Here is an 18,401-nt window from a genome sequence, read left to right as displayed (position 1 = left end):
TGATATGACGACAATAAGCCTGACCTCTAACCGTTTTGCTCAATACTGGGCGCTGACCAAACCGCGCGTGACGCAACTGGCGGTGTTTTGTGCCGTCATCGGCATGTTTCTGGCCACGCCCGATTTACCCGACTGGCGTGTCGTGGTGGCCGCAACCATAGGCATCTGGCTGTTGGCGGGTGCCGCTTTTGCGGTGAATTGCCTGGTCGAGCGCGAGATCGATTCGCGTATGGCGCGTACCGCAAGGCGCGCCACAGCCGCCGGTGAAATCAGTGCATCCCAGACCTTATTGTTTTCAGGCGTGATCGGTGGTGCTGGTATGTGGGTGCTGTATACGCTGGTGAATCCGCTGACGATGTGGCTCACGTTTACGACTTTTGTCGGTTATGCCGTGGTGTACACCATTATTCTGAAGCCAGCGACGCCGCAGAATATTGTGATTGGCGGTTTGTCTGGCGCGATGCCACCGGCACTCGGCTGGGCAGCGGTAGCAAACGATGTTCCTATGCAAGCGTGGTTGCTGGTGATGATTATTTTTGTCTGGACGCCGCCGCATTTCTGGGCGCTGGCGATGTACCGGCGCGATGACTATGCGCGCTCAGGTCTGCCTATGCTGCCGATTACGCATGGCCCTGAATTTACCCGTTTCCATATCTGGCTATATACCATCGCCTTGTTTGCGACGACGATGCTGCCGTATGCCGTGCAGATGAGCGGCCTGATTTATCTTGTCAGTGCCGTCATTCTCGGGGCGATTTTCCTCTGGTACGCATGGCGGATTTATCGCAATTACAACGATATTCTCGCCCGCAAAACATTCGCTTATTCGATCATTTACCTGTCGCTGCTATTTGCTGCGCTGCTGGTTGATCACTACATACGACTATGAACTTACTCAAAAAATTATTCGCTTGCGCTCTGATTGCAGGGCTGGCGGCTTGCGGCAAACCCGGAGAAAAATTTAATAATACCGACCTCACCGGGCTCGATTATGCGCAGGATTTTTCCCTCACCGATCACAATGGCAAAGCCCGTACGCTGAAGGATTTTCGCGGCAAGCTGGTGGTCATGTTCTTCGGTTACACCCAATGTCCTGATGTCTGCCCGACCACGATGGTGGAAATGGCGAACGTGATGCAAAAAATGGGGCCGCAGGCAGATAAGGTGCAAGTCTTGTTCGTCACGATCGATCCAGAACGTGATACGCAGGCATTGATGGCGGCGTATGTGCCGAACTTTGATCCGCGTTTCCTCGGTTTGTATGGCGATGCCGCCGCGACGGCAAAAGTGGCAAAAGACTTCAAAGTGTATTACCAGAAAGTGGACGGAAAAACGCCGACCAGTTACACCATGGATCACACGGCGGGCAGCTATGTCTTTGACACCGAAGGCCGCCTGCGTTTATTCCTGCGTCATGGTCAGGGTGCAGAACCTATCGTTCACGATTTAAAGCTGTTACTGAAGTAATTTTTCTGAACAGCCTGGTGCGGGCATATAAAACGGCCTGCTGAGCCTTAAATATACTGGGGGGAGTATATTTAAACGCCCATTGTTTTCAAGGAGATCAGGTGCAGAATCACAGATACTCCCCTTATTTATCGGTTTTCAGGGAATAAACAATAAAAAAAAGGCACTCCGCAGAGTGCCTTTTTTCATGTGCGGTGTGATCAGGAAAAGCTGACCAGCGCACCTTTCATTTTTTTCAGCGCCGCACTTTCAATCTGACGGATGCGTTCGGCTGAAACACCGTATTCATCTGCCAGTTCGTGCAGCGTCGCACCAGAGCCATCGTCATTTTTCAACCAGCGCGATTCGATAATGTGACGTGAACGCGCATCCAGTTTTGATAACGCTGATTCCAGCCCTTCGCTTTGCAAACGATCGTATTGGCGTGATTCCAGTACCTGCGTAGGCTCTTCTGATTCTGTTTTTAGATAAGCGATAGGTGCGAATTTATCGTCATCATCATCAGTAGGTGCATCCAGCGCGATATCGCGACCAGACAGACGCATTTCCATTTCGATCACTTCTTCGCGTTTCACATCGAGGGTCTTCGCCAGCGCATCAATTTGCTTAGGCGACATGGTTTCCAGACCTTCTTTGTGGCTGCGCAGATTGAAAAACAGTTTGCGTTGCGCTTTGGTCGTCGCGACTTTGACTAAACGCCAGTTTTTCAGAATGTACTCGTGCATTTCGGCTTTAATCCAGTGCATCGCATACGACACCAGACGCACGCCCTGATCAGGGTCAAAGCGTTTAACCGCCTTCATCAGGCCGATATTGCCTTCCTGGATCAGATCGGCGTGTGGCAAGCCATAGCCGAGGTAACCACGGGCAATGGATACAACCAGACGCAGATGCGACATCACCATCTGTTGCGCAGCGGACAGGTCATTATTGTCACGCAGGCGGGTCGCCAGATCGATTTCTTCTTCATGCGTCAGCATAGGCAGGCGATTGACCGCAGAAATATAAGCGTCAATATTGCCCAACGTACCTGTAAAGCCGAGCGCCAGCGCTGTGCTGTCTGATGCTGGAATAAGTTGTCTTGAAGTCATTGTGTTGTTCCTCTCAATTACTGCAGTCCGAGCAAAAAAATAACTCTGAACAAACGTACTATTTCCTAATATTAGCACTCTCTTGAGAAGAGTGCTAATTCTCGTGAAAATGATGATTTCATCAAGATGAGGTCAGAGGTAAAAGCGGGTATTCCAGACCCTCGCCGAGTATTGTTGCCAGTGGTCGCCACTGGTAACTATGCAGAAATTTCTGGAATCAGCTTTCTTACTCTGCTTTAAACAGGCGGTTAGAGCAGCGATTTTTGGGAAAGTTGCAAATCATTATGTATCAGTTTGTTCGCGCCAGTTGACGGCGGACGGACAGATAAGCGCCAGCCAACCCCAGTAACATGCTGACACCCAGCAACATCAGACTGGGTAATATGCCCAGCGGTACCAGACGGAATTCGGAGGCATACAGTTTGGCAAACTCCGCAATGGCCTGATTCAATGGCTGCAGAGAGGCCGCAATGGCAGCCAGCGCCAGGCTTCCCGCCAGGAGACCCAGCAGCGCGCCGGTGTAATAGTAGGGGCGATGAATGAAGCTGTTGGTCGCACCTAACAAACGGGTAACGGAAATCTCAGCCTGATGCGAAATCACTTGCAGACGGGTCGCGTTAAACACGACCACAATCACGACTACACCCAGTGTCGTTGCCAGAAACAGCAAACCTATCTGCAATATCTGCACAAGTGCCGCCAGTCGCTTGACCCAGGCTGAGTCAACCTGAACCACCTCAACATCGGGCAAGGCCTGCAGTTGTTCGACCAGTTTATCGAGTTTTGCTGCATCATTATTCGACAGCGAAAGCACGTAAGCATCCGGCAGGGGATTGCCGCCCAGTGTTGATAGCACTTCTGCGAGGCTGGACGCATCCTGCATCGCCGCCAGTGCTTTTTCTTTTGGTGTAAAGCTCAGTTTGCCGCTGATATTACTGTCTTTCAGCAGACGCTTGATTGGTACTGACAATGCAGTTGCATTTTCACGCGCGGTGTCGGTCGTCAGAAATATACTGATTTCCGGTTCTATCGATAACTGTGAAGAGATAGGACGGATATTTTCAATCAGCGTGAGTCCGGCAATCGGCAGCGCCAGCGCGATGGCGACCACCAGCACATTGAAGATGAAATTTCCGGTACCGGCGCGCAAGTGGGTGAATGCGCTTTTCAGTGCAAACAGATGTTCACGAAACCAGATGGTCATAGGGATTTCCTTGAAGGCGTAATAGCAGACGGAAGTCAGGCGGCAGCGCCTGTTGTCCATGAATCCGAGATTTGTCCATTGCTCAGATAGATCACGCGGTCGGCCTGATCTAAGAATTGCTCATCGTGACTGGATATGATGCAAGTGACGCCCGCACTCTGAAACGCTTTCAACGCGCTCAGCACTTTGTTGGCATTGTCTCTGTCCAGAAAAGCGGTGGGTTCGTCTGCCAGAATGATTTTAGGGCGATTCACGATGGCGCGCGCAATCGCAACACGCTGCTGTTCACCACCGGAAAGCTCCAGCGGCAAGGCATTGGCTTTATCCAGCAATCCGACTTTTTCCAGTGCGACGCAGGCACGCGATTCTGCTTCATTCGAAGTAGCGCCGGTCACAATCAGCGGCAGCATGACGTTGTCGAGAACGCTGCGGTCGGTCAGTAATTTCTGATCCTGCAAAATTAATCCGAGCTTACGGCGCAAATACGGCAGGCTGCCGGTTTTGAGTTTGCTGACATCCTGACCATTGACGATGACATGGCCGCTGGTCGGCTTTTCTATGCCAGCGATCATTTTTAATAAAGTCGATTTTCCTGCACCAGAGGGGCCCGCCAGAAAAATGAGTTCTCCATCCTGTATGGTCAGAGAGATATCGCGCAAAGCGTAGGCATCACGCGAATATTGTTTAGTGACGTTATCGAATTCGATCATGATCGTTGCACTGACTGTCTGTGATTTTAATTAAACAAGGCGTCGACGAATTCCTGCGCGTTGAATGGTTGCAGATCCTCGATCTGCTCACCGATGCCGATGAAATAGACTGGTATCGGGCGGGTTTTCGCAATCGCTGCCAGAACGCCGCCTTTTGCTGTGCCATCTAATTTTGTAATGATCAAACCGGTCAGTTGCAATGCATCGTCAAACGCCCTGACTTGTGCCAGCGCGTTTTGTCCGGTGTTGCCATCAATGATCAGCAGCACTTCCTGCGGTGCGCCTTCCATGCCTTTGGCAATCACACGTTTGATCTTTTTCAGTTCTTCCATCAGATGCAATTGAGTCGGCAAACGCCCTGCGGTATCGACCATCACCACATCTGTGCCGCGTGCACGTGCGGATGCAACAGCGTCAAACGCCACCGCTGCCGGATCGCCGGATTCCTGCGAAATCACCGTCACATCATTGCGCTCGCCCCAGACCGATAATTGCTCGCGCGCTGCAGCACGGAAAGTATCGCCAGCCGCCAGCAATACAGACTGATGGTGAACCTGCATGTGCTTCGCGAGCTTGCCGATGGTGGTGGTTTTTCCTGCGCCATTGACGCCTGCAATCATCATGACCAGAGGTTGATGACGACCCAGTTCCAGCGGTTTTTGCAAAGGTGTGAGCAATTCCAGCAACAACGTTTTGAGCGCGGCTTTGACTTGTTCTGCTTCGGTTAATTTTTCTTCTTTGACTTTCTTTTTCAGCGTATCGAGCAAAAACAGCGTCGCTTCGACGCCCGCGTCGGATGTCAATAAAGCCGCTTCGAGTTCGTCATATAGCTCATCATCAATACGCGCGCCGATAAACAGCGTGGTCAGATTCGACGAGGTCTTGGCCAGACCAGCTTTCAGACGGCTCAGCCATGAACGCTTTTGTTCAGGTTGTGGCGCGGGCGCTGATACCGTTTCTACGGCTGCTGTTACTGGCGCCGCCGCAGCGAGCGGTTGTATTGCTGGTTCGGCAATTGTCTGCGGCAGCTCGGCAGGCGTAGTCGGTATTGCCGCAGAAGCAGGCGTAGCAACGACTTCAGGCGTTACTACCGGTTCTTCTTTGGGTTTTCTTTTGAAAAAACTAAACATCGGATGATTTTGTCGGAGAGGGGAAGCTGCAAACTGCTGACCCAAGTATTAGAATGCAGCCATTCTAACAGACCGCGCCGGGTAATTTGACTTACCAGTGTCATTCAACTAATGAAAACCAAGACTAAAAAACCCGTATCTCCTCAAAGAGTCGCCCATCAGGTGCGAATCATCGGCGGCCAGTGGAAGCGCAGCTTGTTAAGCGTGATTGAGGCCGATGGCCTGAGACCAACGCCAGACCGTGTCCGTGAAACGACATTTAACTGGCTGAACCATCTTTTTAACGCGAATTGGGCGCAAGTCAGTTGTCTGGACTTATTTGCCGGTAGCGGTGCACTGGGATTTGAAGCAGCCAGCCGTGGCGCGCGTCTGGTCACGATGGTGGAGTCACATACGCCGGCGTTCAAGCAGCTCGAACAGGTTAAAGCTAAACTCGAAGCGCATCAGTGCCAGTTGCTCAGGGGCGATGCCGGTAAAGTGATCACGAGCGCTGCGGCCGAAGGGAAAAAATTTGACCTGATCTTGCTGGACCCGCCTTTCGGACAAGGCTGGCTGGCAAAAATTTTGCCTGTTTGCCGCGAAGCGCTGAACAATAATGGGTATGTTTATGTCGAAGCAGAATTCCCGCTCGACGAGCAAAGTAGTGAGCCGGATATGCTGGAATTGCTGAGCGGATGGCAGGTGATACGGGCGGATAAAGCCGGAAGTGTGTATTTCCATATTCTGCAACGCAACATTTTGCAGCATAATGCGCACGAAAATCAGGCATAATGCCAGATCAATTTAGTGCATATCATTATGCAAACAGCGCAAATAGCGAAAATAAGGAGTCAAGATGGTCACAGCCGTTTATCCGGGAACATTTGATCCGCTGACCCGCGGTCACGAAGATCTGGTGCGTCGCGCCTCAGGTCTTTTTGATACTTTGGTGGTTGGTGTTGCCGACAGTAAAAATAAACGGCCATTTTTCTCTCTGGAAGAGCGCCTGAGCATTGCGAATGAAGTGTTGGGACATTATCCGAATGTGCGGGTGGAGAGTTTTTCTGGCTTGCTCAAGGATTTCGTCAGGAAAAATGATGCGCGCGTGATCGTGCGTGGTCTGCGGGCCGTGTCGGATTTTGAGTATGAGTTTCAGATGGCAGGGATGAACCGTTATCTGTTGCCGGATGTGGAAACGCTGTTTCTGACGCCATCTGACCAGTATCAGTTTATCTCAGGCACGATCGTGCGTGAAATCGCGATGTTTGGCGGTGATGTATCCAAGTTCGTTTTCCCTTCGGTTGATCGTTGGCTCAAGCAGAAGGTTGACGCGCTGAACGAAAGTAAATAAAGCGTTACTGCCATGCCGCAGATGCGCAGATGAAATGAAAGTGAAGTAAGTATGGCCCTGATGATTACCGACGATTGCATTAACTGCGACGTGTGTGAACCCGAATGCCCGAATGACGCGATTTTTATGGGGCCGGAGATTTATGAAATCGACCCGCATAAATGTACGGAATGTGTTGGTCACTACAAAGAACCGCAATGCAAGCAGGTTTGTCCGGTGAACTGCATTCCATTCAATCCTGAATGGCGTGAGACGCCAGCGCAGTTGCAGGCGAAATACGAACATTTACAAGCGGCACAAGTTAAATAATTTCGTTGCCGCTGCCGGTTATTCGCAACGCACCTGATTTCTGCCTGAGCGTTTAGCATCATATAAGGCGCGGTCGGCGCGAGAGATCATTTCTCTTGCCACCGCAGTCGCCTCGCCCAGATTGTGTTTCTCCGACACGGTCGTCAATCCGATAGAAATCGTGGTGGAACAATGTCCCTTATCTGACAGTGTAAATGGTTTGCCTGCGATGCTGCGACGTATGCGTTCTGCTACCAGCATGGCGTCCTGCAGATTGGCGTTAATCAGTAAAACTACAAATTCCTCACCACCGAAACGCCCCAGCGTATCGCTGAGCCGTAACTCTGCCTTGATCCGCTTTGCCACTTCACACAAGACATCATCACCGCCCTGATGACCGTGCTGATCATTAATTTTCTTGAAAAAATCGATGTCCAGATACATACAGGCGATGCCGTAAGACTGGCGACGGGCGCGGGCAATTTCCTCCAGTGTGCGTTGTTCGACATAGCGACGATTACTGACATTCGTCAGTGGGTCTGTCAGACCGATATAAACGAGTCGTTCATTATTCAGTACATTTTCTAAACAGATCGCAATGATTGAACCCAGGCGTTCTATGAAATCCGTTGCCATCGTCGTCAGGAAACGCTCTGCACTGAAGCTGCCCAGATTCAGATAGCCGATCAGGCGGTTTTGCCGCACCAGCGGAATGACCGCAACACTGGCGGGTTTTTTGGCGCAGCTGCGATATAAGTTACCGTACAGATGACCCTGATATTTGCCTAACAAAGGTTTGTAAGACAGCAGTGCTTTGGTCTGTAATTCGTGTTCGTGGCGGACAAAGAGCAGGCCGGGAAACTCTTGCAGGTCAATGCGCAGATCGTTCAGCATTTGTTGTAAATCCTGACGCGGATCGACCAGCGCGAGGGTCACGATATCAAGATCGGAAGTGTTTGCCAGTTCGCTGAAAATATAGCTGATCAGTTCTTTGAAATGACTCGCACCGATGATTTTCAATTCAAAACTCTGATGACGCGCGAGTATGCTTTGATTCCTGTGAGCCAGTTCCAGGATATCGTCGAGCTGTGTGCGGAGGGCGTGATTCTCCACCCGGAGATTTTCCAGACTTTGTGCCTGACGTCTGGCGTTCACATTGGCTCTGTCCATACTTCCTTATTTTTTCGAGAGAATGCGGTATTCAAAACGCAATCGGCATCTCAACTTCATCGCCGATGCGTAGCACTAAACCCGCACCTTGTTCGAGGATGACGTTCATGCCAAATGTAATTTCGCCGTCAACAATCGGGTTGGCGCGATAGCTTTGTAAAATGTCGACGGGGCTTGCGCCGACTTCACCCGTCAATTGATCGACCGCCGGAATCGGGCAGCGTGGGCAGGGTTTAACAGGACGCAGCTGTACGCCATTCTGCAAAAGATAACTGGCAGCGTAGTCTTCCTCGAATGCCTCAACGCCATCAATGACGATGTTAGGGCGGAAGCGGTTCATGGGGACGGCCTGACGTCCTTGTGCAATGGCTCTGCGATTCAGATCTTCGAGTGAGGCCTGCGCAATCAATAGTAAAGGGTAACCATCCGCAAAGCGGGTCGGCGCCAGTGTGTCGCCAGTCCATTTGGTATTGGCATAACGCTGTGCTTGTGGCGAGAAACGCACCAGCCGACATCGCGTACCTAAGGCTTGGCTAAACCAGATCGCCGCTTCTTCACCGGCATCATCTGCGATGACTTCCGTTTCCCATATCTGGACAGTGATTTTTTGCGCATTGGCATTAGCTTTCAGCGAAATACTCAGCGTTGCCATCGTATCGGTATCGACGCGTAAGGTGTCACCAGCAATTGTTATCCGCAGACAGGCCATGCGGGGATATTCACGTTGCGTCAGAAAAAGACCGCTCCCATCGACCAGCATCCATTCACGGTCGAAGACCCCGGCGTAGCTCAATCCACTCGCGGTCATCACTGCTTCTGTCAGCGTGATACCTGCGCAGGATTTGATCGGATACATCGTGAGTTCGGAAATGGAGGGCATGCGGTAAATCTGAGAGTAAATGCGGTCAGGTCAACTATTTTAATGCCTTATGGCAAAACGGGTGAGTTTAAATTGTCAATCACATCACTTTTAAGATGCATCAGCGGTGCCACGGAATTGCAGACGGTAGGCGGAAGGCGAAATTTTCAGCACTTGTGCAAAATACCGTCGCATCAGTAAGGCGGAGCCGAAACCGGCAGCGGATGCAATCTCTTCGATAGTCTGCCGGCTCGATTCCAATTGCCGTTGCGCAAAGTTCAGTCTTTGATGCAGCAGCCACTTACCAACCGTGGTTCCAGTCAGTTGCTGAAAATGACGGGTAAATGTTCTGCGACTCATCAGCGCTTTATTGGCCAGCATATCCAGCGTTTGCGTCTGATCTAAATGACTGTGCATCCAATGTAAGACTTTCCCTAACCGGTCGTCGCTGGCAAGTACCGGTATCGGTTGCTCTATGTATTGCGCCTGCCCACCCTGACGATGGGGGGCAACCACCAGCCTGCGTGCAACCTGATTCGCTAATTCAGCACCCAAGTAGGTGCGAAGCAGATGAAGGCAGCAATCAATACCCGCCGCGGTTCCTGCCGAGGTCGTGATTTTGTCCTGATCAACGTAAAGGACATCCGGCTTGACATGGACTTGCGGATAGCGACTCGCAAACTCCTGCGCCAGTGCCCAATGGGTCGTTGCCTCGCGTTGATTCAGCAAGCCCGCATCGGCTAATGCGAAAGCGCCGAGGCAAAGGCCAACGATATGTGCCCCGTTTTTGTTAGCCATGCGCAGCAATTTGATTAACTCGTCCGGCGTCGTCCGTAAATCTTCGTGCCACGATGGAATGATAATGATGTCGGCCCGCCTGAGTGTTGACAGGCCATATTTGGTTTCCAGCGTATAGCCTGCGCTGGTTCTGATTTTGTGATTTCCCGCTGTGCCCGCCTGCGAGCAGACACGTAAGCGTATTTCAGGGGTGTCAGCGTATTTATGCAAGTCACCGAATACCAGGCTGGGTACCGATAAATGAAACGGGCTGATGCCATCAAACGCCAGCACGCCAATCGTGAGCGGCGATGCAGCGGATTTTATTAATGTGGCAGATGGATTCGGCATGGCCTGATTGTATCTAAATATGTCAATCGGGTCACTCTGAAAAATAGCGAATTTCACGCAAAATATTCGTTCATACAGCACCGCTTTTGTTGCTGATACTGAGTTGCCTCGCTTATCTGAAAAAGGAAAATATATGTCTGCTCCCGCATTAAACCCATCCGCACCGCGCCGTGCCCTGATTGTGATTGACGTGCAGAATGAATACTTCAGTGGTCAGATGCGCATCAGTTATCCCGACCCGCAATCGTCTTTGCAGCAGATAGGCAGGGCGATGGATGCTGCGCATCAGGCTGGTATTCCGATTTTCCTTATTCAGCATTCTGCGCCGGAAACTTCCCCGGTGTTTGCCCGTGGCTCCGCAACCTGGGCATTGCATGACGAGCTTATGCAACGACCGTTTGATGTGTTGATAGAAAAAAACAAGGCCAGTGCATTTAGCGGAACAACACTGGATGCGCAATTGCAGGCCTTACAGATCGATACGCTGAGCATCGTTGGCTATATGACGCATAACTGCAATGCCAGCACCGTATTTGAGGCTGCGCATCGTGGCTATCAGGTCGAAATCCTGAGCGATGCCAGCGGCTCGCTGCCGTACCGCAATGCAGCTGGCGCTGCCAGTGCGGAAGAAATCCACCGCGTATTTCAGGTGGTATTTCATTCAAATTTTGCCAGCTCCTGTACGACAGACCAGTGGTTAGCTGCACTTGAGCAACAAGTCCCGCTCAGTCGCAGCAATGTCTATACATCGCACCAGGACGCAATCAGTAAACCGTCAGCAAGCCGTGAGCAGCCCTAAGCGCTGACGCCAATAAAAAAGCGGAGCCCGGTTATGGGCTCCGCTTGCTAGCGTGCAATCAGGCCTGAACAGATCTGACTTTTATTGTCTGACTCAGACGTTAAACAGCAATTGGGGGCATAAGGTCTTGATTCTAATGGGCAAGGTGTCTGTACTGCTCATAACTTGCCCCTTTTTATGCCCCGAAACGGCGCGACTGCTGATGAACGTCTGCGAACACTGGGGCATGGTCTCAGATTAAATCAAGGCCAGAACGCTTGTTCCGGCCCCATCATTCTACTCAAATATCACGCGCTCCACACGCTCAAAATCAAGGTAGCGGCTGTGCAGTGCCGTCGCCATGTCTGCATCGCCAATGGCACGGAATGCCTCGATGCAGTGGTCCAGCGTGACGGCCTGAAAACCGGAGACAGCGGGATCGTCCGACACCAGATGTGACTGGTAGGCATGCATCGCCCCGGCACACAGATTGTTCTGCCTTGGATAGATGACGATGAAGCGCCCGGACTGGTACAGCCCGTTTTCGATCATCGTTTTACTGAGCATGTGTTCGCGCCACAATTGCTGGAGCGGATTGCAACGCAAGGCGGCTGCGCCCGGCGCGTTGTACACGCCCATGCGGCCCGACAGTTCATCGTACCGGGGGCGAAGCGTAGCCGGTGGCTCGCTCATCGATTCCGTGTACTTGACTTCGATAGCGATAAAGCCTTTCTGACCATCGACGGTTTGGACCACCACGAACACATCAAACGCGGTGTAGTCATGGGTGAAGTCGGGCTTTCCGCGTCCGGGCGAATGCTCGAAGTAGATGCCATCGACGGATTCCACGTAGTCCGGGAAGAGATGCCGGAAGTAACGATTGGCTTGCTCGTTGTCCAGCTTCAGCGGGCCGAAAAGATTGAAGCACAGGGGCTGGCTGGAAAGCATATTGGTCCACAGCCGTTCCTCATCGATCAGCGCGCCGATCTCTCGATAGACGCATTCACGATAGGTCAGCTTGGCAATCTCTGGCGAAAGGAAGTTGCTGCCGTTCTTGGCGCTCTGCGGATCGATTCGGCTGCCGAGCTTGCGGCACTTTCCCTTGATGTCGCGGTGCGTCCCAATCGGCAAGCCCTTCTCTTCCCGCCACAGTGCTTGCAGCAGGCGTGCCGCGCACATGAAGCGGCTGTCGTTGGCCTCATGCACTTTGTGGGCCTTCAAGATGTGCGACGGCACGAGGGGCAATCGGTTTTGCAGCATAGTCTACTCCTTGTATGGTGAAGGCCAGGGTGGCCTTCGCATACAGATTCAACTAAGGCTGCGTTGAATTTATCCCGAGATGATGGGCGTGCCGGGGCGTTGGGAAAGGAACGCGGCAGCTTGGCTTGCCTTGGCGGCGGCAGTGAAGATGGCGCGCTTGTCTCCCTTCAATATCTTGAGCCACGATTCGATATAGCGGGCATGGTCGATCCGGGGCTCAGCGGAGATGCCGGTTTCGGCACAAAGAAAAGCAGCACCCAGTTCCGCGATCAATTCCTCTGCTGCATAACAGTCGCTGCCAAAACGTCCATGTAGATCACGGTCGCAACGGTCGGCATGCGCTGTACAGTGGACTAGCTCATGCAAGGCCACGCTGTAGTAGCCCTGCGTCTCATAGAATGCCCCAGCGGAAGGAAGATGGATTTCGTCATGACTTGGAATGTAGCAGGCATGCTCTCCATCGTGATAAATGCGTGCGCTGCTGGCATGCATCAGCGCATCAGCAGCCGCATGCCGTTCAATCGGCGGCAACATCGGCGCGGCAATGGGTTCGTATCCATCGACTTGCGCCGCGTTGAAAACGTATGCGGCCTTGGCGACTAGATGGCGTTTCGGCTGGCCTGTGTCGTCTTGCGTGGCGTCGTCGCGGGATTCGGTGGCCTTATAGAAAACGGTGACGGTTCCCTTCTCACCTTTGCGCACTTGCGCTCCTGCGGACTGCCATTGCTTGAACGTCGCCCATGTGGCGGTCTGATAGGCATTGCTTTGCTGGCTGGCCCATAAAGACAGGATGTTGACGCCTCGATAGCCATATTGGCCTACTGGATTGTGCGGCAGGCCGATGGTGGCACCTGTGCACAGCTTGGCATTCCAAGGCATCTGGTAGTCGCCCGCCCCGCCCTCGATGGACTCAATGATCTGATTGGTGATGCGCTGGTGTAGGTCGTTCTTCTGTTCGTTCTGCATTGGTCACTCCCGACAGTAATTACCGGGGTTCAGTGATCGCGTGGAGAACTTGATCCAACTTGCAGCAAGGTTCCGTAGAAGATTGTGCGCTAGCGGACTATATGTACGTCAGACCAACGATTTCGAGTACGTAATGAAAAATGGCGAAGACCGCTTCGATCCTGAGTACGATAAAGTCCGTGGCTTGATGGCTAGCGGCGATATGGGATGCCACTACGGTGAGCACTATCCGGCTGTCAGTGGCAACACTCTGGCTGGAAAGATTTGGCTGGCAGCGATGGGTAGTACTCGTCAAATTCACGAAGAAGCCGCAGCACAAGCCGCCAACGATCCGTGGCGAGTGCAAATCTTTGAGAATAAGGTTCGGGCAGCTAGGAAGCTCCGGTCCATGGGAAGACTTGATGCCCGAAAATATGGCATTACGGAAATTACGCTGGCAGACCCCGATGTCATGCCCCGCTACATGGAGACGGAAGACTTCGTGAACCTGTACAGCGGCGTAGCCTATGCAAACACTATGGGCAAGGTCTTTAATGCGCACCTGACAATCAGCTGGCGCGACCTCGGGTGCATGCTGGATGCCGATGCCGAGTCCCGCCTGTCCCTTGAGTTCATACCGCAATTCAGCCAGTGGTGCCGCGATAACCAGCTTAAGTGCCACTGGATTTATTCAAATGAGTCCAGTCACAATGTAGGGCTGCATACTCACTTTCTGACGGCGATTCCTGATGACCGGCTGAAGCTGTTCAAGCTGTTTGTGGCGATGCGCATGCGGAAGATCAATCGGAAGAAGACGTTTCTGCCGAGCGCCTTCAAACTGTCCGCGCCGCGTGGGCAGAATATCCAACGGCAATGGTTTCGGGTTCAATATCTCTGCAAGGGCGTCAATCCGAATGCCCAGCTGCGCCATGCGAACGGTCACGATAAAATTTTTGTGGCGGACCTGATCCGCTTCGGCTATGAAAGCCCAGGCGACGTTGCCTGCAAGCGCAGGTGCGGGATATCCCAAAATATCAATAGGAAACAAAGAGACAGTGCTGGATATAAATCGCTAATGGAACGCGGCCTGTTCAACGTTAGAGTGCTGTACGAGAAAAAGGTCGTCCCGTTGCTTCAAAGCGAACACGAGGTCTGGCAGGCTCTGCAACTCTTGAATTTTTAGGGACCGCCCAGCATGGGTAAGCGGCGGCGGCGATCACAGTTACCGATTTCCCTCGTCAGTCTAAACACTAGATTTGCATCGCCAGACCGGCAGAATTACGCTTATAAATCATGGACTTATGAAGCGGCTTCAACCAGCCAATGTGACTAGCACTTGAGCCCGCATTTTCGGGGCTAATTCATAAGATAGTACGCATCACTAGCATTGTAGCGTGGCGATGCGGCGGCGGCGTCTCAGTCACTCGCGCAACCATATAGCAGGGTCATCAATCCATGAAGCCCTTTTTCTGGCCGTCGCCCGCACTCGCCGTCAATGGTGATGGTGCCGGTTCCGGGCCAGAAATTCAAGGAACCGATCTTGAGTTGGTGGGGTGGCAGATAAAGATAGCGGATGCTGTGCCCATCAAGCCATGCGCGGGCGTCCTGCATTGCCGTTGCGCTCTTATCCTGCATCCCTCTTGTAGTCTGCGGCGTTAGCGTCATTTCGTTTCCTCGGTTGGTCAATCAAGATCGGCAGTGCAATCCGCCGCATCGGCGGTATGGGGATGCAGAGTCAGGAGAGCGGTAAGGCAGAGAGGCAAAGCAGAGCGGGAGGGAAAGCAGGCAGGGCCACTGGGGCAGCGAGGGGCGGTGGGTGGGTGGGCAGTTCGATATCCCGCCAACGATCCCGGCTTCTTAGTTCAACTTGAAAATTCTTCAAACTAATCGTGCGCCAAAGAAAAAGCGGCATCGCCAATTGGTCAATGCCGCTGAAATTTGATCCTCGCAATTTAATGGCGGAGGCAGTGCCGTCATCTACAGCGCCGTTGGGGTGGCAGTGACGCAAGCCAGCGCTCGGCCTCACTCCGAAGAATAATGGTGCGACGCCCCAGCTTCCTCGCCATTAGTTGCCCTGCACTCATTTCGGCGTAGGCAGCTGTACGCCCAATGCCTGCCCACCGGCAAAAGTCATCGACTGAAAATGCACCGCCTGTGCTTGATACTGATTGCTGTTGTTCCATAGTTCGCTCCCTGCTAGTTGATGGTGCAGAGATATAGGAAAATCTCGCCAAGTCTCCTAGATAGATTTGTGCTCCAAACGTCATCTTCGCCTAGCTCAGCAATGGCTCAAGAATGGCGCAAAAAGCTCGGCAGACCCATCGAGAACGTGGGGTGAAAGTCTAAACAAATGGGCCGATTTTGCCAGTGTCTCGTTGATCTTCGCCTCGTAGATTAAAGCTTATCCTACAAGTCTAGAAAGTTGCGGATCGTTGCGCAAGAGCAAGCACCAACGGGCGACCGCCGACAGTTCCGCAGCCGGACTGGTCATTTCGCGCACACGTGCCCGAACTTCAGTCAACTTCGCTTTAGCTGCCGGGTTGTTACCTGCGCCACAACGGGCTTTGGCCTTAGTGAAATCGTCGATCAACCTGTCTACTTGTTGCCAAACTTTGCGCCGCGCCTCGGCCAGCGGTGCATGTTCGTTGAGTTTGAGTCGCCTGACAGTCTCATCAACACGCGCCCGCTCCCAAGTGGATATACCGGGCATCGGAATGACCTTTCCTTCTTCATCGAAGGCAATCAGGGCCACATCATCGTCGTCAATCGGATCCAGCAGGTAGCGAGTTTCGGATTCTTCACAGGGCAGCGCGTGGGTGGAGCACAGGGAGCCATCCTTAAGTGGAAACCAGCCGCCTTTCTTGCGGTTGCCAACATTACCGCAAACACGAAAATTCATGTAGTCAAAAGCTAGCCACCAATATCCATCGCGAACCGTGGCGTCTAGCGCCTTAGCTTCCTTCTTTGGTCGGAAATGCTCAACGTCGTAATGCGAGTACAGCTCGCGCACCTCCGAGAACCAGCACTTGCCGGCCGAAAGGGCCAAAAGCCATTCTTTCAGTGCACCCCAGTGAGCGCTGTTGGCATCGATCAGTGCATTACGTTCGTCACGCTTACCAACTGAATCCAGCGCGGCCAGGTCGGCCACCAGTTGCGCAGACTTCGCAATCCAAGCATCCCACTGTGCTTGCGTCCACGGCACCCAGTTCAAGATGTTGCTATCGGTGGGCAGCTTGTTTTCAAGATCTATGAAAATCACTCGCCAGCCTCCTCACGCAGAATTTCGTCGATGATGGAATCGGCAATCGCATCCTGCTCGGCTTGCTCTTCGGGCGTCAGCACAGGCTTACGGAAGCGGCGGTGTTGCGCCATCTTGCGCACGAACAACGCGTAATCTGGGTCACGAAAATCAGCGGTCGAAAAACCTAGGTCGGCCAACTCGGCAGACAGACGGCTCAACTCGGTATCTTCCTCGGGCGTGCGCGGCGATTTCACGAACAACTCATTGCGCCGGAACAAGCGGCGCTCGGTTTCGATGTCCAGCGTGGACGATAGACCGAACAGCTCACTTTTCAGTAGACCAGTCACGCCCATGCCCTGCGGGTGTTCATCCGGCGTATCCACCACCGTGCGACTGCCATCGCGACGCAGAATATGTACCTGCTCGCGCTTGAGGCTACCCACCATCATCGGGTCGTGGGTAGTGATGAGGATTTGTGATTCACCCAGCATCAAAGCGCTGTCGTCCGATGTCAGCACGCCTTCGATATCGTCGAAGTAGCGCAGCTTCCAGATCGGGTTCAGGTGGGTATCCGGCTCGTCGAGCAGGAAAAGGCAGTGGTCTTCGCGAGTGATGCGCATCAGGCCCAGTACGGTGAGCATTTGCAGCTCGCCTTCGGACAGCTGGGTAAAACTTACCTTGCCGCCATGCTCGTCGCGCTTCTTGACGGTGATGCGCACCTCGTCGATCAGATCGCCAATATAAGCGCCCTCGGCATAGCGGAAGAAGCTATCGGTGCCGCCGACCAGCTCGCCCAGTTGCTTGAGTTTGCCTTGGCTAGGTACGAACAGATAAAGCTGTTTCTGTTTCTCGCTGCGGCCACGAAAGTCGATCTGCTTGGTAGTCTCTTGTTCAATGGGCGCCCAGGCCACTTGCCAGAGCTTGTCGAGAAATTCGCTCACCACATTGCCACGTGCATACCAGAAGCGCGGGTCGCCCTCATTCAGCTCCTGTTCGTCGAATTTGCCACCACGGCGCTTTTCGCGCAGCCGGTGAGGCTCTTTTAAAACGAACAGTGCGGATTCCAGCGACTCAATGTGCAGGTTCTTGAGCACTTTTTGAAACACCGGGTCATCGGAAAGCAAACAGGCCAGCAGCACCAACTGGCTATGCCCGCCACGACAATAGAACAGGCGGCGCAGACGGTCGTCGCCCGTTTGTTTCATTCGTGACTCGCGGCGGCGCCTGGCCTCTTCCACGGCGCGAATATCAGCCTCGGAGCCGGTAAAATTTTCCAGCAGCTGTTCGGACAATACCTCGTCGGTGGTGATTTCCTGACGCTGGTTAAAGCGGCGCTGATGCTCCTGAAACAGGACTTCAATACGTTCGTTGCGTCCGGAATAGTAAGCAAAGATATGTGTTGGTAACAGGCGTGGACCACGACGAAGGTCTGGTGCCACCTTGTCAGGCGGATCGTTCTTAGTCAAGTAATCCTGTTTGACACGATCACCATCCACCCAAACTAAGGGGCGCTTTTCTTTGGTTGCTTCAATGCGCACCGCGTGGCCGCGAATACTGTACTCCAGCACGTAGTCCAAGGCTGCTTCGCGGTCCAAATCCACATCACGGAAGATGGTGATCAGCGCCTCGATCAGGTTGGACTTGCCGGTGCCGTTTTGCCCGATCAGGGCGTGGCTGCGGATACGTTTTGGTAGTGCATCCACAGGCGCACCCGCAGTGGGCTGCAAGTGCGAATCGAAAGAGATGTCAAGATCACGCAGATTGCGGAAGGCCGGGATACGGATACGCTGCAGTTGCATA

The 18,401-nt window shown here is 52.9% G+C and carries 19 protein-coding genes; 7 read left to right on the top strand and 12 right to left on the bottom strand.

The window, feature by feature from the left end; genetic code table 11:
• The first annotated feature begins 4 nt into the window (after window positions 1–4).
• Both cyoE and Undi14_RS08625 read left to right on the top strand, forming a co-directional pair.
• A complete protein-coding gene (gene cyoE, locus Undi14_RS08630) occupies window positions 5–889 on the top strand; it encodes a heme o synthase (RefSeq protein WP_186897727.1) in 885 nt (294 codons plus the stop codon).
• Window positions 886–1,467, top strand: coding sequence for an SCO family protein (locus Undi14_RS08625; protein WP_200179474.1), 582 nt, complete (start codon window positions 886–888; stop codon window positions 1,465–1,467). The genes cyoE and Undi14_RS08625 overlap by 4 nt, the downstream gene beginning before the upstream one ends.
• Before the next feature lie 200 nt (window positions 1,468–1,667).
• Here Undi14_RS08625 and rpoH read toward each other — a convergent pair whose 3' ends face one another.
• The 4 genes from rpoH to ftsY all read right to left on the bottom strand — a co-directional run bounded on the left by rpoH (window position 1,668) and on the right by ftsY (window position 5,602).
• A complete protein-coding gene (rpoH, locus tag Undi14_RS08620; RefSeq protein WP_186884469.1) occupies window positions 1,668–2,558 on the bottom strand; it encodes an RNA polymerase sigma factor RpoH in 891 nt (296 codons plus the stop codon).
• Window positions 2,559–2,847: 289 nt separating this feature from the next.
• Window positions 2,848–3,762 carry an ABC transporter permease gene (locus Undi14_RS08615; protein ID WP_186884470.1) on the bottom strand — a complete coding sequence of 305 codons (915 nt, stop codon included), beginning with the start codon at window positions 3,760–3,762 and terminating at the stop codon, window positions 2,848–2,850.
• Between the two features lie 35 nt (window positions 3,763–3,797).
• Window positions 3,798–4,472: a cell division ATP-binding protein FtsE gene (locus Undi14_RS08610; RefSeq protein WP_190480473.1), complete on the bottom strand. Its 675-nt coding sequence runs from the start codon at window positions 4,470–4,472 to the stop codon at window positions 3,798–3,800.
• Between the two features lie 26 nt (window positions 4,473–4,498).
• Complete coding sequence (gene ftsY, locus Undi14_RS08605) at window positions 4,499–5,602, bottom strand: signal recognition particle-docking protein FtsY (RefSeq protein WP_200179472.1); 1,104 nt, start codon at window positions 5,600–5,602, stop codon at window positions 4,499–4,501.
• Window positions 5,603–5,713: 111 nt separating this feature from the next.
• Between ftsY and rsmD the strand changes: the two genes are divergently transcribed.
• The 3 genes from rsmD (at window position 5,714) to Undi14_RS08590 (ending at window position 7,241) form a co-directional block, all read left to right on the top strand.
• Window positions 5,714–6,373 carry a 16S rRNA (guanine(966)-N(2))-methyltransferase RsmD gene (gene rsmD, locus Undi14_RS08600; protein ID WP_200179470.1) on the top strand — a complete coding sequence of 220 codons (660 nt, stop codon included), beginning with the start codon at window positions 5,714–5,716 and terminating at the stop codon, window positions 6,371–6,373.
• 64 nt (window positions 6,374–6,437) lie between these two features.
• Window positions 6,438–6,932 carry a pantetheine-phosphate adenylyltransferase gene (gene coaD, locus Undi14_RS08595; RefSeq protein WP_186884474.1) on the top strand — a complete coding sequence of 165 codons (495 nt, stop codon included), beginning with the start codon at window positions 6,438–6,440 and terminating at the stop codon, window positions 6,930–6,932.
• 51 nt (window positions 6,933–6,983) lie between these two features.
• Complete coding sequence (locus tag Undi14_RS08590; protein ID WP_186884475.1) at window positions 6,984–7,241, top strand: YfhL family 4Fe-4S dicluster ferredoxin; 258 nt, start codon at window positions 6,984–6,986, stop codon at window positions 7,239–7,241.
• Window positions 7,242–7,259: 18 nt separating this feature from the next.
• Here Undi14_RS08590 and Undi14_RS08585 read toward each other — a convergent pair whose 3' ends face one another.
• From Undi14_RS08585 to Undi14_RS08575, 3 genes are all read right to left on the bottom strand, one after another.
• On the bottom strand, window positions 7,260–8,390 hold the full coding sequence (locus Undi14_RS08585; RefSeq protein ID WP_186897731.1) for a diguanylate cyclase: 1,131 nt from the start codon (window positions 8,388–8,390) through the stop codon (window positions 7,260–7,262).
• A 31-nt stretch (window positions 8,391–8,421) separates the two neighbouring features.
• Complete coding sequence (locus tag Undi14_RS08580; protein ID WP_200179469.1) at window positions 8,422–9,270, bottom strand: MOSC domain-containing protein; 849 nt, start codon at window positions 9,268–9,270, stop codon at window positions 8,422–8,424.
• A 90-nt stretch (window positions 9,271–9,360) separates the two neighbouring features.
• Window positions 9,361–10,377, bottom strand: coding sequence for a GlxA family transcriptional regulator (locus Undi14_RS08575; RefSeq protein WP_200179468.1), 1,017 nt, complete (start codon window positions 10,375–10,377; stop codon window positions 9,361–9,363).
• A gap of 133 nt (window positions 10,378–10,510) precedes the next feature.
• On the opposite strand from Undi14_RS08575, the gene Undi14_RS08570 reads away from it, so the two are divergent.
• Window positions 10,511–11,176, top strand: coding sequence for a cysteine hydrolase family protein (locus Undi14_RS08570; protein WP_200179467.1), 666 nt, complete (start codon window positions 10,511–10,513; stop codon window positions 11,174–11,176).
• 276 nt (window positions 11,177–11,452) lie between these two features.
• On the opposite strand, the gene Undi14_RS08565 is transcribed toward Undi14_RS08570, so the two are convergent.
• Complete coding sequence (locus tag Undi14_RS08565; protein WP_234030497.1) at window positions 11,453–12,415, bottom strand: hypothetical protein; 963 nt, start codon at window positions 12,413–12,415, stop codon at window positions 11,453–11,455.
• A 69-nt stretch (window positions 12,416–12,484) separates the two neighbouring features.
• Window positions 12,485–13,381, bottom strand: a complete 897-nt coding sequence (locus Undi14_RS08560) for an ArdC family protein (protein WP_200179466.1) — start codon at window positions 13,379–13,381, stop codon at window positions 12,485–12,487.
• Window positions 13,382–13,514: 133 nt separating this feature from the next.
• On the opposite strand from Undi14_RS08560, the gene Undi14_RS08555 reads away from it, so the two are divergent.
• Window positions 13,515–14,543, top strand: a complete 1,029-nt coding sequence (locus Undi14_RS08555; RefSeq protein WP_200179464.1) for a hypothetical protein — start codon at window positions 13,515–13,517, stop codon at window positions 14,541–14,543.
• A gap of 233 nt (window positions 14,544–14,776) precedes the next feature.
• On the opposite strand, the gene Undi14_RS08550 is transcribed toward Undi14_RS08555, so the two are convergent.
• From Undi14_RS08550 to Undi14_RS08540, 3 genes are all read right to left on the bottom strand, one after another.
• Window positions 14,777–15,025 (bottom strand): hypothetical protein, encoded by a 249-nt coding sequence (locus Undi14_RS08550; RefSeq protein ID WP_200179462.1) that lies wholly within the window; start codon window positions 15,023–15,025, stop codon window positions 14,777–14,779.
• Window positions 15,026–15,761: 736 nt separating this feature from the next.
• Window positions 15,762–16,619, bottom strand: coding sequence for a hypothetical protein (locus Undi14_RS08545; RefSeq protein WP_200179460.1), 858 nt, complete (start codon window positions 16,617–16,619; stop codon window positions 15,762–15,764).
• A complete protein-coding gene (locus Undi14_RS08540; protein ID WP_200179459.1) occupies window positions 16,616–18,400 on the bottom strand; it encodes an AAA family ATPase in 1,785 nt (594 codons plus the stop codon). Before Undi14_RS08540 ends, Undi14_RS08545 begins: the two co-directional genes overlap by 4 nt.
• Between the last annotated feature and the right edge of the window lies 1 nt (window position 18,401).

Origin of the sequence: Undibacterium sp. 14-3-2 (genome assembly GCF_016595265.1) — a bacterium.
In the GTDB taxonomy this organism is placed as follows: Bacteria; Pseudomonadota; Gammaproteobacteria; order Burkholderiales; family Burkholderiaceae_D; genus Undibacterium; species Undibacterium aquatile.
Note: the sequence above shows the minus strand (reverse complement) of the source record. Positions and strands in the feature narration are given on the sequence as shown.